Raw genomic sequence first — 13,367 nt, forward strand, 5'->3', positions numbered from 1 at the left:
GTAAGACCAATTCGGCAAGTCTCTTGGTCTCTTGTGTACCAAGTGACCGATGCGCTAGGCTCGCTGCACGCTGGCGGACCGGTCGGCGCAGGTCAGCGAGTCCGGCACCGGGTGACGGAGCGGGCGACCCAAGGAGGACAGCCGTGGCTCGACATCGGTGGCGGTCGTTGCTCTTCGCGCCGGGCGATCGTCCGGACCGCGTCGCGAAGGCGTTCGCGGCGGGCGCCGACGGCGTCATCGTCGACCTCGAGGACGCGGTTCACGCGAGCCACCTCGACGACGCCCGTGCGGCCGTCCCCCAGGCCCTCGCTCAGGCGCGACGCGGCGTGACCAGGATCGTCCGCATCAACGCGGCCGGCGATGAGCGGCACGAAGCCGACCTCGATGCGGTCGTCGGGCCGTGGCTGGACGTCGTCATGCTGCCCAAGGCCGAGTCCGCGGCGGAGGTGCGCGCCGTCGACGAGCGGATCGCCGCGGCCGAGCGCGCCGCCGGCCTGCCGGCGGGCCGCATCGCGCTGGCGCCGGTCGTCGAGAGCAACGCGGCGCTGCGGTCCGTCTACGACATCGCCCGCGCCTCCACCCGCGTCACCGCCATGGGCCTGGCCAGCGCCGAGCAGGGCGACCTGATCACCGACCTCGGCGGCGTCTGGACGCCGGACGGCCGCGCGCTGCACTACGCGAAGTCCCGGTTCGTCTCCGAGCTGCGCGCCGCCGGCGACGTCGTCGCGATCGACGGGCCGTGCGCGGCGCTGGCCGACGACGAGCTGCTGCGGGCCGAGTGCCGGAACTCCCGGGTCCTCGGCTTCGACGGGAAGGTCGCCATCCACCCCCGCCAGGTGCCCGCCATCCGCGCCGCGTTCGTCCCCTCGCCGGACGAGCTGGCGGCCGCGACGAGCGTCGTCGCCGCGTACCGGCGGGCGGCGGAGCAGGGCGTCGGGGTGATCGAGCACGACGGGAAGATGCTCGACCTCGCCAACGTGCGCAGCGCCTACCGGGTCATCGCCCGCGCCGACGACGCCGACGACATCGACGACGGACCTGAGGAGAAGCATGCCGAGGATTAAGCGCTACGTCGTGGGCATCGACGACGAGGGGCGGTCGGGCGTGCTGAGCGACCACCTCACCAACGAGCAGGTGGAGGACGGGTTCTACTGGCGGTCCACGCTGTGGGCGGCCGACCGGTTCCCGCCGGACAACGCCCTCGACGTCGACCTGTCGGCGGACTGGGTGGCCCGCGAGCCGGCACCGGACGGCTTCCTGTTCCGGGCCCTCGAGATCCCGCCGGACGACGCCGACCCGGAGCGCCACCGCGCCGCCATGGCGCGGCTGCACGAGCAAGTGGGGCAGCCCGTGCTGCCGACGGTCCAGGAGCTGACCCGGCACCCCAGCATGCACCGCACCCGCACGCTGGACTTCACCACCTGCGTCTCGGGCGAGATCCACCTCGTCACCGATCGCGACGAGGTCAGGATGACGCCGGGCGACACCGTCGTCCTGCGGGGCGGCAACCACGCCTGGAGCAACCGCTCCGACCGGCCGTGCCTGCTGGCGGTCGTGATGATCTCGGCGACGTTCTGAGCCCCCCGATGACCCAGGTGCCGCGGTTCCGCGGCCTGCATCACGTGACGTTCGCGGTCCGGTCGCTCGACGCCGCCCTGGAGTTCTTCGGCACCGCGTTCGGCGCCCGGCGCGACCCGGACCTGGACCACGTCGACGCGTCCGGCGCGCTCGTGGCGGTGGTCCTGACGGTGCCCGGCGTGGCGGTGCCGGTCCAGCTGCTGCTGGCCGCGGACGGCACCTGGCTCGGCGCCGAGGCGGTGTCCTTCCAGCTGGCCTCCTATCAGGACCTGGAGGACCTCGCCACCCACTGGGACGCCGCCGGCCTGGACCGGACGGCGATCTCGCGCCGCCTGAGCGGCTGCGCGGCGAGCGTCACCACCCCCGACGGCGGGCGCGTCCGCGTCTACGCCCCGTTCCCCGGCTGACGGCGTCAGGCGCCGGCGCCGTCAGCCGGCCGCGCCCCGGTTCGCCCGGATGACCTCGCGCCCGCGCAGGAGGAAGGTCCGGATCGCGGCGTCGGCGGCGGCCTGGTCGCGCCGGGCGACGGCGTCGACGACGGCCGCCCGCTCGCCGTTGAGGCTGAGCGCGACCTGCGCCCACGTCTGGCTGCTGATGACCGCCGACTCCCGCGCGAGCGCGATGTGCTTGCGGATGAGGAACCGCGACATCGCCACGAGCAGGCTGTTGTGCGAGATCTGGACGAGCACGGTCAGGTAGCGCGCGAGGACGGCGGCGTACTCGTCGGCCGAGTGCGCCCGCTCGTCGAACCCCGCGGTGGCGTCGCGCAGCTCCTGGACCTCGTCGTCCGACGCGCGTGTCACACCGAGGCCGACCGCCTTCTCGTACACGAGGTCGGACACGTCGAGGACGCTCTCGAGGTCGACGCTCTCCAGCTCGACGACCGCCTGGAACGCCTGGTCGACCAGCTCGGACGACTCCGCCGTGACATACGTGCCGGAACCGTGCCGCGCCTGCAGCAGCTTGGTCGCGCTCAGCGCGCGGATCGCCTCGCTGACCGTCGGCGCGCTGACGCCGTAGTACTTGGCCAGCTCGCGTTCGGACGGCAGCCGGGCGCCCTTCTCGAGCTCGCCGGAGTAGATCTTGGCGCGCAGGTCGTCGGCCACCTGGTCCGCGGCGCCGGAGCGCGCGCGCCGGAAGCCGTCGGAGCCGAAGACGGTCGACGGTGTCGTGGCCATCTCAGGTGCTCCCTCCGGGGCGGACCTCGACTATACCGATCATCACCGCCCGGACGACATACTATCTAAGTCTCAAAGTCTCTTGCTCACTTTGAGTCTTGACGCTACCGTTCCTAGCATCGGACGAACGGACGAGGGAGGGCGGGCGCAGATGCCCATGCCGACCGCGGCGAACCAGCCAGTCGCACTGCCGTTGACCGGCGTCCGCGTCGTCGAGCTCGGCACGTTCGTCACCGGCCCGTACGCCGCGGCGCTCCTGGGCGACATGGGCGCCGACGTGATCAAGATCGAGCCGCCGCGGGGCGACCCGATGCGCGGCTGGAGCGGCGACGCCTACAGCCCCTACTTCCAGGCGTACAACAAAAGCAAGCGGTCCATCGCGCTCGACCTGCGCGACGAGGGCGACCGCGACGTCGCGCGGGCGCTGATCGCCACGGCCGACGTCCTGATCCACAACTACCGGCCGGGGGTCGCCGACCGGCTGGGCGTCGGGGCCGAGCAGGCGCGGCAGCTGAACCCGCGGCTGGTCTACTGCCGCATCAGCGGCTTCGGCGAGTCCGGGCCGTACGCGGAACGGCCCAGCTACAACCAAGTGGTCCAGTCGCTGAGCGGCCTGGACAGCCTCATCGTCGACCCGGACCGGCCCACGCCGGTGGGACCGAACTTCGGCGACACGGTCACCGGGATCTTCGCCTCGCACGCGATCCTCGCCGCCCTGGTCCGGCGCGAGCGGACCGGCGAGGGCGGCGTCGTCGACGTGACGATGCTCGGGTCGATGCTCGCGTTCCTCGCCGCCGACGTGCAGGACTACCTCGCGAGCGGGATCGTGCCGCACTCCGGCTCGCGTCCGTCGTTCTCGCAGTCCTACATGGTCGAGGCCAGCGACGGGCTGCGCCTCACTGTCCACCTGTCCTCACCGGAGAAGTTCTGGAAGGGCCTGCTCGCCGCCGTCGAGCGCTCGGAGCTGGCCGACGACCCGCGCTTCGCCACCTGGGCGGACCGCAAGGACCACTACGCCGAGCTGCGCGACGAGCTGCGGGCCACCTTCGCCCGGCGGCCCCGGGCGGACTGGCTGCGCCGGCTGGACGCGCACGACGTGCCGGCCGCTCCCCTCAATGACATCGCGAAGGCGCTGGTGGACCCGCAGGTCATCCAGCTCGACGCCGTGGTGCAGCGGCCCGGCGAGGGCTCGCCGCGGACGATCGTCGCCTCGCCCGCGCGCATCGACGACCAGCCGATGCTCGGACGGCCGGCGCCCCGGCTGGCGGAGCACGCTGACGCGATCCGGGCCGAGCTCGGCCTCGGCGCGGCCTGACCGCCGCCGGCGAAGGGAGCCCCGTGACCAGAATCCTCGAACGCCCCGACGACCACGCGCTGGCCATCCTGCGCCGGCGCGCACTGCTAGGCCTGAACCCGTTCTTCGGCGGCTCCGACGCGAAGGAGAGCGTCGCCGCGCTCGACCGCGTCGCGGCGCCGGCCTCCGACGAATGGGCCACGGCGTTCCTCGCGCTCGCGGACGAACGGGCCGGAGGCGAGGACTGGGCGATGGCCTACGACTACGCGCACATCGCCCGCTACCCATGTGTCGACACCGAGGTCAAGCGCGAGGCGTACGCGGCCTCCGTCGAGTACTTCCACCGGGCGCACGAGGGCCGCGACGACGTCGAGTTCGCCGAGCTCGCGACCGAGCTCGGCACCCTCCCCGCCGTGCTCGCCCGGCCCGCCGGCGCCGGCCCGTTCCCGCTGCTGATCGCCGTCGGCGGGCTGGACGTCTGGAAGGAGGAGCTGGTCACCGTCGTCACCGCCCCGTACCGCGCGGCCGGGTTCGCCGTACTGGCGCTCGACGCGCCGGGGACCGGCCAGTCCCCCGTCCCGATGACGCCCGCCGCCGACGTCATGTGGGACGCGGTGCTCGCCTGGGCCGACACCCGGCCGGACCTCACCGGGTTCCGGTCCGTCCTCGGCACCAGCCTGGGCGGCTACTGGGCCGCCAGGGCCGCGCACACCCACCCGCAGCGACTGCACGCGGCCATCGACCACGGCGGACCGGCACACCACAGCTTCCAGAACGGCTGGCTCGAGGGGTGGGTGGACCGCGGCGAGTATCCCGCCGCCTTCACCCGCGCCCTGGCCACCGTCATGGGGTGCTCGACCGAGGAGGAGTTCGGTGCGGCGCTGCCCGCGCTGTCGCTGCGCGACACCGGGCTGATCGACGGCCCCAGCGCGCCGATGCTCCTGGTGAACGGCGTCCACGACCGCACCATCTCGCCAGAGGACATGGACCTCCTCGCCCGCCATGGCCGCCCGAAGTCGATCCGGCTGTTCGAGGCCGGCCACATGGGCTTCACGCCGGCGACCGTCCCCACGATCGTCGGCTGGCTCACAGACGCCGCCTAGCGGCGTCCCCGCACGTCCCACCACCCGCGTACAAGGAGGTACCGGTGCAACTCCACTCCCGCACTCTCGCCGTGCTCGGCGCCGCGGCCATCGGCCTCGCGCTGCTCACCGGCTGCGGCGACGACGACCCGGCCACCGAGACGGCGGCCACGGGCGAGACCGTCCAGCTCCGGGTCGGCGTCCCCACCACCGCCAACGCGCTGTCCGCCTACGTCGCCGAGGACATCGGCGCGTTCGCCGAGCGCGACATCGAGGTCGAGTTCGTGCCGGTCCTCTCCGGCGCCGAGGCCATCCCGATGCTGATGAACGACCAGATCGACGTGACCCTCGGCGACGGGTTCGGCACCATCACAGCGGCCGCCAACGGGCTGCCGCTGGCCGTCTTCGGCATCGCGACGATCCAGCCGAGTGACGTCGCCCTGGACCCGGCGATCATCTTCGTGAAGGACGAGTCCGTGACGGCGCAGGACCTCGCCGGCCAGCGGTTCGCGGTCAGCGCGCTGGCCGGCTACCACGAGCTGTCGTCCAAGTCGACGATCGACACATTGGGCGGCGACTCCAGCGCCGTCGAGTACGTCGAGCTGACGCCGGCGACGATGGCCGACGCGATCGAGGGCGGCGACGTCGCGGCCGCGCTCATCACCGAGCCGTACGCGACCCAGGCCGAGCAGCGCGGGCTGTACCCGCTCGCGGCCCAGGCGGTCGGCACGCAGGGCGTGTCCGGGACACTGTGGGTGGCGACGCAGCAGCAGGCCGCCGAGAACGCCGACGTCCTCGCCGCGTTCTCCGAGGCGGTCGAGGCGGCCGGGCACGCGGTGAACGAGGACCGCGAACTGGCCCGTCGCGTCGCCGCGACCTACATGACCGTGGAGCTGGAGGTGATCGAGGTCATGCGCTTCCCGACCTTCACCGACAGCGTCACCGACTTCGCCAGCCTCGACCGGCTCGCCGAGCTTGCGCTCGAGTACGACATGCTCGACGAGCAGCCCGACTTCGACTCGCTCATCGTCGAGTTGACCGGCTGACCCGATGAGCGCTCTGGTGATCGGCGGAGCGCGGCGCCGCGGCGGCGAGCTCCGGCCGGCCGGGCTGGCGCGGCGGTTGCTCGCCGTCGCGGCCCTGCTGGCGGCCTGGGCCGCGGCGAGCGCCCTGGTCGCGGGCATCGCCACGCCGTGGGACACGATCGCGGCGCTGGCGGAGCTGGCGACCGGGACCGTGCTGTGGGGCGCGCTCGCGCAGACGCTGTGGAGCACGCTCCTGGGGCTGGCGATCGCCAGCGCGATCGCGATCCCGCTGGGCCTGCTGATCGGGGTGAGCCGGTTCGCGTTCGCGAGCAGCCGGATCCTGCTCGACTTCCTGAGCGCGATCCCCGCGGTCTGCTTCCTGCCGCTCGGCCTGCTGCTGTTCGGGCCGACGCTGCCGATGAAGCTGCTGCTGATCGGTTACGGGGCCTGCTGGCCGCTGCTCAACCGGACCACCGACGCGGTCCGCGACGTCGACCCGCTGCAGCGCGACGTCCTGGACGGCTTCGACGTGCCGCGGCGGGTCCGCTGGTGGCGGGTGTACCTGCCGGGCAGCCTGCCCGGCATCCTGGTCGGCGTCCGGGTCGCGCTGACGATCGCGCTGCTGCTGTCGATCGCCTCGGAGTACGTCGGCGGCGCCGCCGGCCTGGGCGGCGAGCTGATCAGCGCTCAGCAGGCCGGCCGGGTCGACGACGTCATGGCGCTGGCGATCGCGACCGCGCTCCTCGGCGTGGCCCTGAACCTGGCCATGCGCTACGCCGAGCGCGCGCTGATCGGCTGGCACCCGTCCGTGCGGGGGCGGCCGGCATGACCCGCACCCTGCGCCGCGTCGTCACCTACGCCTGGCTGCCGGCCGGGCTGGTCACGCTGTGGTGGCTGGTCTCGTCCGGCAGCGACAGCCTGTACTTCCCGCCGCTCCCCGACATCCTGTCCGCCGTGCGCGAGCTGTGGATCTTCGAGCACACGCTGACCGACCTGCTGCCCAGCCTGCGCAACATGCTGCTCGGCTTCCTGCTAGCCGTGGCCGTGGGCACGCTCGCCGGCCTGCTCATCGGCAGCGCGCCGCGGCTGTGCGACGCGCTGGAGCCGATCCTGGAGTTCGCCCGGGCGATGCCGGCGGTCGCGTTCCTGCCGATCGCGATCCTCGTGCTCGGGCTGGACGAGGGCATGCGCATCGCCGTCATCGCGTTCGGCGCGGTGTGGCCGGTGCTCATCAACACCGTCGCCGCGGTGCGGGGCATCGACCCGAGCATCCGCGACCTCGAGGCGGCGTACGGGATCTCGGCGGCGAACCGGCTGTTCCGGGTCCGGCTCGGCGTGGCGCTGCCGCAGATCATCGCCGGCGCCAGGGTGTCCCTGTACGTCTCCATCGCGCTCATCGTCGTCAGCGAGATGCAGGGCTCCGCCCACGGCATCGGGCACTTCGTGCTGACCTCGCAGCGCACCTGGGCGGTCGTCGACATGTGGAGCGGCATGGTGGTGCTCGGTGTCACCGGCTACGTCCTGAGCGTGCTGTTCCGTGCCGCGGAGCGGGCTCTGCTCCGCGGCTACCCCGCCACCACGACCCGCCAGCGAGGAGCGTGACCATGGCCGTCGAAGACCCGCGCCTCGTCGACGTCCGCGACGTCGGCCACGAGTACGTCGTCGGGAGGGACCGCCGGCGCGTCCTCGGCCGGATCTCCTTCACCGCCGGGAAGGGCGAGTTCGTCTGCATCGTCGGGCCGTCCGGGGTGGGCAAGACCACCATCCTGCGGTGCATCGCCGGCCTGCAGCTCGCGACGCACGGCGACGTGTTCATCGACGGCGCGCGGCTGACCGGCCCCAGCCGCTCCGTCGGGCTGGTCTTCCAGGACTACAGCCGCTCGCTGATGCCGTGGATGACGGTCGCCGACAATGTCGCGCTCCCGCTGCTCGGCCGCACGTCTCGCGCCGAGCGCGACGAGCGGGTGCGCGCCGCGCTCGCGGAGGTGAACCTGGACCAGCATGCCGATAGCCGGACGTGGCAGCTGTCCGGCGGTATGCAGCAGCGCGTCGCCATCGCACGAGCGCTCGCCTTCGGCCCGCCGGTGCTGCTGATGGACGAGCCGTTCGCCTCGGTCGACGCCCAGACCCGCGCCGAGCTGGAGGACCTGACGCTCCGCGTGCGCGACGAGAGCGGCCAGGCGGTCATCCTGATCACGCACGACATCGACGAGGCGATCTACCTGGCGGACACCGTCGTCGTGCTCGGAGGCTCCCCCGCGGTCGTCGTCGACACGATCCGGGTGCCGTTCGGGCCGGGGCGCGATCAGCTGCGCACCCGGGCGCTGCCTGAGTTCGCGCAGCTGCGGGCCCGGGTGCACGCCCAGATCCACAGCGCCGCAACGCGGCTCACGCCGGCGCCGTGACGAACCGGTCCGCGGTGGCGGCCAGCCGCCGCGGGTCCAGCCCGGCCGCCGCGAGGGTCCCGAGCGGGTCGTCGTCGCCCATCGCGTACGGAGCGTCGGTGCCGGCCACCAGTCGCTCCGGGCCCACGGTGCGGACCAGGTACTCCAGCGCCCGCGGGTCGTGCGTGATCGTGTCGTAGAGGAACCGGCCGAGGTAGCTGCTCGGCCGGTCCCGGCTGTGCCGGGCCAGCGGCACGTGGCGGTAGCCGTGGTCCAGGCGGCCGGCGAGGTAAGGCAGCACGCCGCCTCCGTGCACCAACGCGATCCGCAGGTCCGGCAGCTCGTCGAGCACGCCGGCCGCGATCAGCTTGCCGGCGGCGACGGCGGTCTCCATCGGGTTGCCGATGAGGTTCTCGAAGAAGTACCGGCGCAGCCGCGGGTCGGCGAGATGCTGCGCCGGGTGGATCTGCACTGCGACGCCCAGCTCGGCCGCGCGGCGGAGGAACGGCCGCAGCTCGGGGTCGTCCAGGTCGGCGTCGCGCACCTTGCTGCCGACGTAGACAATCGGCAGGCCCAGCACCTCGACGGCGTGTTCCAGCTCGGCGACGGCGGCGTCCGGCCAGCCCAGCGGCACCGTCGCGGCGGGGATGAACGCGTCGCCGGCGGCCTTCGCCACCGCCGCCACGGTCTCGTTGAACAGGCGGGCCACCGCGCACGCCTGCGGCCGGGGCAGATCGTAGAACAGCGCGAACGTCGGCGGCGCGGCCAGCTGCCTGGCGATGCCGCGCTCACGCATCCAGGCCAGCCGGTCCGGCACCGACCAGAACGAACGCGGCAGCGCAAACTCCTCGCCCGTGTCGGGCCGGACGAGCATCCAGGCGCCGTCGTCGCCCCCGACGGCGGCCAGTCCGTAGGCGTCCGGATCGCGGGAGACCGTCGTCAGCCACTCCTCCGGCAGCAGGTGGGCGTGCAGGTCGACGATCTCCGGCGCCCCGGGGCCGCCGCTCACTCCGGGCCGCCGGCGGCGAAGCAGGCGACCTGGCGGCCGGACGGACGGAGGCGCAGCCCTCCGGGATCGTCGCTGGGCGCCGTCGACGGATGATCGGGACAATCCGGCGCGAAGGCGCAGACGAACGGCGCCGCCGGGATCGCGTGCACCGGCGGCCCCGGCCGCGGCGCCTGGACGAACCGCCCGTCCGCCGTCGGCACGCAGGCCAGCAGCTCGGCCGTGTAGGGGTGCACCGGCGCCGTGTAGACCTCCTCCGGCGTGCCGATCTCCACCACCCGGCCCTCGTGGAACACCGCGATCCGCTCGGCCAGGTACGAGGCAGTCAGCAGGTCGTGCGAGATGACGACGTACGAGACCCGCACCGCGTCCTGGAGCCGGCGCAGCAGGTTGAGCACCTGTGCCCGGACCGAGACGTCGAGCGCCGAGGTCGGTTCGTCCAGCACGATCAGGCTCGGCTCCGGCGCGAGCGCGCGGGCGACGGCGACACGTTGCAACTGGCCGCCGCTGAACTGGTGCGGATACATCGACGCCTTCCCCGGCGGCAGCCCGACCAGCTCGAGCAGCTCGGCGACGCGCTCGCGCCGCCGGTCGCGGGAGACCCGCGCACCGGCCCGCAGCGGCTCGGCGATGATGTCGCCGATCCTCATCCGCGGGTCCAGCGACGAGTGCGGGTCCTGCAGCACCAGCTGCCGGCGCCGCACCAGCGCGGCGTCGGCGGCGGCCCGGGCGTGCACGTCGCGGCCGTCGACGAGCACCGTGCCGGCTGTCGGGCGGACCATGCCCATGACGGCCTTGGCCAGCGTGGACTTCCCCGACCCGGTCGTGCCGACGATCCCCAGCGACGCGTGCCGCGGCACGGTGAGGCTGACGTCGTCCAGCGCCAGGACGCCGGCGGCGTGGCGCCACGGCCGGTCGCTGCCGCCGTATCGCACGGTCACGCCGCGCACCTCCAGGGCGGGCGGCCCGGTCGGCGCGGACGTCGCCGCCTCGACGGCGCTGGACTGGCTCATGTCGGCCATCACCCCTCGGCGTCCGCGCGGAAGCAGCGCACCGTCCCGCCGCCCGCGCGCGGCGTGAGCGGCGGGACGGACTCGCGGCACGCGGCCTCGGCCAGCGGGCAGCGCGCGGCGAACCGGCAGCCCTCGACGTGGTCGAGCGGGTCGGGCGCCTGGCCCTCGATCGGGACCAGCCACTCGGCGGAGCCCGGCGCGGGGATCTCCCGGACCAGCGCCCGGGTGTACGGGTGCCGCGGGTCGGTGAACACCGACGCCGTCTCGCCGGACTCGACGACCTGGCCCGCGTACATCACCAGGACCTGTTCACACACGGCGCGGACCACCATCAAGTCGTGCGACACGAACAGCAGCGCGAAGCCGGTGCGCTCCCGCAGCTCGCGCAGCAGCGCCAGGTAGCGGGCCTGCGTGGTGACGTCCAGCGCCGTCGTCGGCTCGTCCGCGATCAGCAGCCGCGGCTCGCCGGCCAGCGCGATGGCGCTGGTCACCCGTTGCCGCATGCCACCGCTGAACTGGTGCGGATAGGCGCGGACCCGCTCGGCCGCGCTGGGCACGTGCACGGACTCCAGCGCCGCGACGGCCGCCCGCCCCAGTGCCGGGCCCCGCAGGCCGCGGTGCTGGCGCAGTGGCTCGCGGAGCTGCGCGCCGATCGTGAAGGCCGGGTCGAGCGCCGTCATCGGGTCCTGGAGCACCATCGACAGCGTCCGGCCGCGCAGCCGCTGCAGCTCGCGCTTCGACCTGCCCACCAGGTCGTCGCCGTCCAGCCGGATCGCGCCGGTCTCGACCCGGGCGCCCGGCGGCAGCAGCCCCATGATCGCCAGCGCCGTCATGGACTTCCCCGAGCCCGACTCGCCGACCAGCCCGAGCGTGCCGCCGCCGTCGAGGGTGAGCGAGACGTCGTCGAGGATGACGGCGCGGCTCCCGCGGGCGCGCCCCGGGACGGTGACGGTGAGTGCGTCGACCTCGATCAGTGGGTGGCTCATCGGGCCCGGCTCCCCCGCGTCCGCGGATCGAGGTGATCGCGCAGCCAGTCGCCGAGCGCGTTCGTGCAGATCACCGTCGCGACGATGGCGAGGCCGGGGAACAGCGCGATCCACCAGCCGGTCGCGATCAGCGCGCTGCCCTCCTCGATCATCACGCCCCACGACGGCTGCGGCGGCGGCACCCCGGCGCCCAGGAAGCCGAGCGCGGCCTCCGTCATGATGACCGTCGCGACCTCCAGCGTCGTCGCGACCAGCAGCGTCGGGAGGATGTTCGGCAGGATGTGCCGGCCCATGGCCCAGCGCCGCGACAGGCCGACGGCCCGGGCGTAGCGGACGAACTCGCCGCGCCGCAGACTCAGCGTCTCGGCCCGGATCAGCCGGGCGATCCCGGGCCACACCAAGAACCCGAGGATCAGGATCATGCTGCGGAACGACGCGCCCACCGCCACCGCGACGGACAGCGCCAGCAGGATCGGCGGGACCGACAGCGCCACGTCGACCAGCCGCATCAGCACGCCGTCCACCCAGCCGCCGAAGAATCCGGACACCACGCCGACCGTGGTGCCGACGACGACCGCGACGGCCAGCGCCAGCACCACGACCAGCAGCGACGTCCGGATGCCGTAGAGCAGCCGGGTGAGGACGTCGCGGCCGGCGGTGTCAGTGCCCAGCAGGTGCGCCGCCGACCCGCCGTCGAGCCAGGCGGGCGGGACCAGCCGCGCGTTGAGGTCGCCGTCGAGCGGGCTGTACGACGTCAGCCACGGCGCCAGCAGCCCCAGCAGGACGAGGACGCCGAGGACGGCCAGCGGGACGGCCGGCACCAGCCGCCGGCGTTCCCTCCGGTCGCCGGGCCGGTTCGCCGGGGCCAGCGGCTCCGCCGCGACGATGCTGGTGGTCACGCCGGCACCGCCGTCCGCAGCTTCGGGTCGAGCACCAATTGCGCGAGGTCGATCAGCAGGTTGACCACGATGTATCCCGCCGACATCAGCATGACGATCCCTTGGACGACGTTGAAGTCGCGGTAGTAGATGCTCTCGACCAGCAGGCGGCCCACCCCCGGCAGGCTGAACACCGTCTCCACCAGCACCGAGCCCATGATCAGGCTGACGCTGAGGATGCCCAGGTAGGTGAGCGACGTCAGGCCGGCGTTGCGCAGCGCGTGCACCCACAGGACCTTGCGCTCGGGCAGGCCCTTGATGTGCAGGAACCGGATGTGCGGGGACTGCAGCTCCTCGATCATGCTGGACCGCAGCAGCCGGATCAGCCGGGCCAGCGGCTCGAACGCGACCGCGACGGCCGGCAGGATCAGCGACCGCGGCCCGTCCTGACCGCCGGGAGGCAGTACGCCCAGGTTCACCGAGAAGACCAGGATGAGCATCAGCGCGAGCCAGAACGCCGGCGTCGCCTGGCCCAGCGCGGCGATACCCCGGGCGACGGCGTCGAGCCGCCCGCCGCGGTGCACGGCCGAGTACACGCCCAGCGGCACGCCGATGACCAGCACGAGCAGCAGCCCGAGCCCGGCGACCGACAGCGTCGCCGGCAGCCGCAGCCCGACGACCTCCGTGACCGAGGCGTCCAGCCGGTGCGACACGCCGAGGTTGCCCTGGGCGAGGTTCTCCAGGAACGTCAGGAACTGGACCCACACCGGCCGGTCGAGGCCGAGCTCCGCGCGTACCCGGTCGATGTCGTCCTGGGACGCCTCACTGGTCAGCAGGAAGTTGACCGGGTCCCCGGTGAGGCGCACCAGGACGAAGATCAGCAGCGCCACGCACAGCAGGCTGAGCACCGCCTGACCCACGCGCGCCACGATCATGCGGACGA

At 73.4% G+C, this 13,367-nt stretch carries 15 protein-coding genes; 9 read left to right on the forward strand and 6 right to left on the reverse strand.

Translation table 11 applies throughout. From position 1 onward, the window contains the following. Positions 1-143 precede the first annotated feature (143 nt). The 3 genes from BLV05_RS29085 to BLV05_RS29095 are packed head-to-tail and all read left to right on the forward strand — an operon-like array spanning position 144 to position 1,985. Positions 144-1,064 carry an HpcH/HpaI aldolase/citrate lyase family protein gene (locus tag BLV05_RS29085; RefSeq protein ID WP_046772004.1) on the forward strand — a complete coding sequence of 307 codons (921 nt, stop codon included), beginning with the start codon at positions 144-146 and terminating at the stop codon, positions 1,062-1,064. Beyond that, on the forward strand, positions 1,051-1,578 hold the full coding sequence (locus BLV05_RS29090) for a cupin domain-containing protein (protein WP_152691035.1): 528 nt from the start codon (positions 1,051-1,053) through the stop codon (positions 1,576-1,578). The genes BLV05_RS29085 and BLV05_RS29090 overlap by 14 nt, the downstream gene beginning before the upstream one ends. An 8-nt stretch (positions 1,579-1,586) precedes the next feature. Continuing rightward, positions 1,587-1,985: a VOC family protein gene (locus BLV05_RS29095; RefSeq protein ID WP_052763033.1), complete on the forward strand. Its 399-nt coding sequence runs from the start codon at positions 1,587-1,589 to the stop codon at positions 1,983-1,985. A gap of 21 nt (positions 1,986-2,006) precedes the next feature. On the opposite strand, the gene BLV05_RS29100 is transcribed toward BLV05_RS29095, so the two are convergent. Further along, positions 2,007-2,756, reverse strand: a complete 750-nt coding sequence (locus BLV05_RS29100) for a FadR/GntR family transcriptional regulator (protein ID WP_046772002.1) — start codon at positions 2,754-2,756, stop codon at positions 2,007-2,009. A 151-nt stretch (positions 2,757-2,907) separates the two neighbouring features. Between BLV05_RS29100 and BLV05_RS29105 the strand changes: the two genes are divergently transcribed. Genes BLV05_RS29105 through BLV05_RS29130 form a run of 6 tightly spaced genes read left to right on the forward strand, consistent with a single transcriptional unit; the run spans position 2,908 to position 8,562 of the window. Further along, on the forward strand, positions 2,908-4,071 hold the full coding sequence (locus BLV05_RS29105) for a CaiB/BaiF CoA transferase family protein (RefSeq protein WP_052763032.1): 1,164 nt from the start codon (positions 2,908-2,910) through the stop codon (positions 4,069-4,071). A gap of 23 nt (positions 4,072-4,094) precedes the next feature. Continuing rightward, positions 4,095-5,153, forward strand: a complete 1,059-nt coding sequence (locus BLV05_RS29110; protein WP_052763031.1) for an alpha/beta hydrolase family protein — start codon at positions 4,095-4,097, stop codon at positions 5,151-5,153. A 44-nt stretch (positions 5,154-5,197) separates the two neighbouring features. Beyond that, the gene (locus BLV05_RS29115) at positions 5,198-6,178 is read left to right on the forward strand and encodes an ABC transporter substrate-binding protein (RefSeq protein ID WP_160312822.1); all 981 of its coding nucleotides are present in this window, start codon (positions 5,198-5,200) and stop codon (positions 6,176-6,178) included. Between the two features lie 4 nt (positions 6,179-6,182). After that, positions 6,183-6,986 (forward strand): ABC transporter permease, encoded by an 804-nt coding sequence (locus BLV05_RS29120; RefSeq protein ID WP_052763030.1) that lies wholly within the window; start codon positions 6,183-6,185, stop codon positions 6,984-6,986. Continuing rightward, the gene (locus tag BLV05_RS29125; protein ID WP_046772000.1) at positions 6,983-7,759 is read left to right on the forward strand and encodes an ABC transporter permease; all 777 of its coding nucleotides are present in this window, start codon (positions 6,983-6,985) and stop codon (positions 7,757-7,759) included. Before BLV05_RS29120 ends, BLV05_RS29125 begins: the two co-directional genes overlap by 4 nt. A 2-nt stretch (positions 7,760-7,761) precedes the next feature. Next, positions 7,762-8,562: an ABC transporter ATP-binding protein gene (locus BLV05_RS29130; protein ID WP_046771999.1), complete on the forward strand. Its 801-nt coding sequence runs from the start codon at positions 7,762-7,764 to the stop codon at positions 8,560-8,562. On the opposite strand, the gene BLV05_RS29135 is transcribed toward BLV05_RS29130, so the two are convergent. Genes BLV05_RS29135 through BLV05_RS29155 form a run of 5 tightly spaced genes read right to left on the reverse strand, consistent with a single transcriptional unit; the run spans position 8,546 to position 13,359 of the window. Further along, positions 8,546-9,550, reverse strand: a complete 1,005-nt coding sequence (locus tag BLV05_RS29135) for an amidohydrolase family protein (protein ID WP_052763029.1) — start codon at positions 9,548-9,550, stop codon at positions 8,546-8,548. The two genes, BLV05_RS29130 and BLV05_RS29135, sit on opposite strands and share 17 nt — an antisense overlap. Beyond that, complete coding sequence (locus BLV05_RS29140; protein WP_197683388.1) at positions 9,547-10,560, reverse strand: ABC transporter ATP-binding protein; 1,014 nt, start codon at positions 10,558-10,560, stop codon at positions 9,547-9,549. Before BLV05_RS29140 ends, BLV05_RS29135 begins: the two co-directional genes overlap by 4 nt. 8 nt (positions 10,561-10,568) lie before the next feature. Then, complete coding sequence (locus BLV05_RS29145; protein WP_046771998.1) at positions 10,569-11,546, reverse strand: ABC transporter ATP-binding protein; 978 nt, start codon at positions 11,544-11,546, stop codon at positions 10,569-10,571. Continuing rightward, positions 11,543-12,445: an ABC transporter permease gene (locus BLV05_RS29150; protein ID WP_052763028.1), complete on the reverse strand. Its 903-nt coding sequence runs from the start codon at positions 12,443-12,445 to the stop codon at positions 11,543-11,545. The genes BLV05_RS29145 and BLV05_RS29150 overlap by 4 nt, the downstream gene beginning before the upstream one ends. Beyond that, positions 12,442-13,359 (reverse strand): ABC transporter permease, encoded by a 918-nt coding sequence (locus BLV05_RS29155; RefSeq protein WP_160312821.1) that lies wholly within the window; start codon positions 13,357-13,359, stop codon positions 12,442-12,444. Before BLV05_RS29155 ends, BLV05_RS29150 begins: the two co-directional genes overlap by 4 nt. Positions 13,360-13,367: the final 8 nt, after the last annotated feature.

Source organism: Jiangella alkaliphila (genome assembly GCF_900105925.1).
Lineage (GTDB): Bacteria > Actinomycetota > Actinomycetes > Jiangellales > Jiangellaceae > Jiangella > Jiangella alkaliphila.

Excerpts from the sequence above, each read along its gene's own strand:
- BLV05_RS29090 (WP_152691035.1), top strand. The coding sequence starts at position 1,051 with ATGCCGAGGATTAAGCGCTACGTCGTGGGCATCGACGACGAGGGGCGG.
- BLV05_RS29095 (WP_052763033.1), top strand. The coding sequence starts at position 1,587 with ATGACCCAGGTGCCGCGGTTCCGCGGCCTGCATCACGTGACGTTCGCG.
- BLV05_RS29100 (WP_046772002.1), bottom strand. The coding sequence starts at position 2,756 with ATGGCCACGACACCGTCGACCGTCTTCGGCTCCGACGGCTTCCGGCGC.
- BLV05_RS29105 (WP_052763032.1), top strand. The coding sequence starts at position 2,908 with ATGCCCATGCCGACCGCGGCGAACCAGCCAGTCGCACTGCCGTTGACC.
- BLV05_RS29120 (WP_052763030.1), top strand. The coding sequence starts at position 6,183 with ATGAGCGCTCTGGTGATCGGCGGAGCGCGGCGCCGCGGCGGCGAGCTC.
- BLV05_RS29125 (WP_046772000.1), top strand. The coding sequence starts at position 6,983 with ATGACCCGCACCCTGCGCCGCGTCGTCACCTACGCCTGGCTGCCGGCC.
- BLV05_RS29130 (WP_046771999.1), top strand. The coding sequence starts at position 7,762 with ATGGCCGTCGAAGACCCGCGCCTCGTCGACGTCCGCGACGTCGGCCAC.
- BLV05_RS29140 (WP_197683388.1), bottom strand. The coding sequence starts at position 10,560 with ATGAGCCAGTCCAGCGCCGTCGAGGCGGCGACGTCCGCGCCGACCGGG.
- BLV05_RS29145 (WP_046771998.1), bottom strand. The coding sequence starts at position 11,546 with ATGAGCCACCCACTGATCGAGGTCGACGCACTCACCGTCACCGTCCCG.
- BLV05_RS29155 (WP_160312821.1), bottom strand. The coding sequence starts at position 13,359 with ATGATCGTGGCGCGCGTGGGTCAGGCGGTGCTCAGCCTGCTGTGCGTG.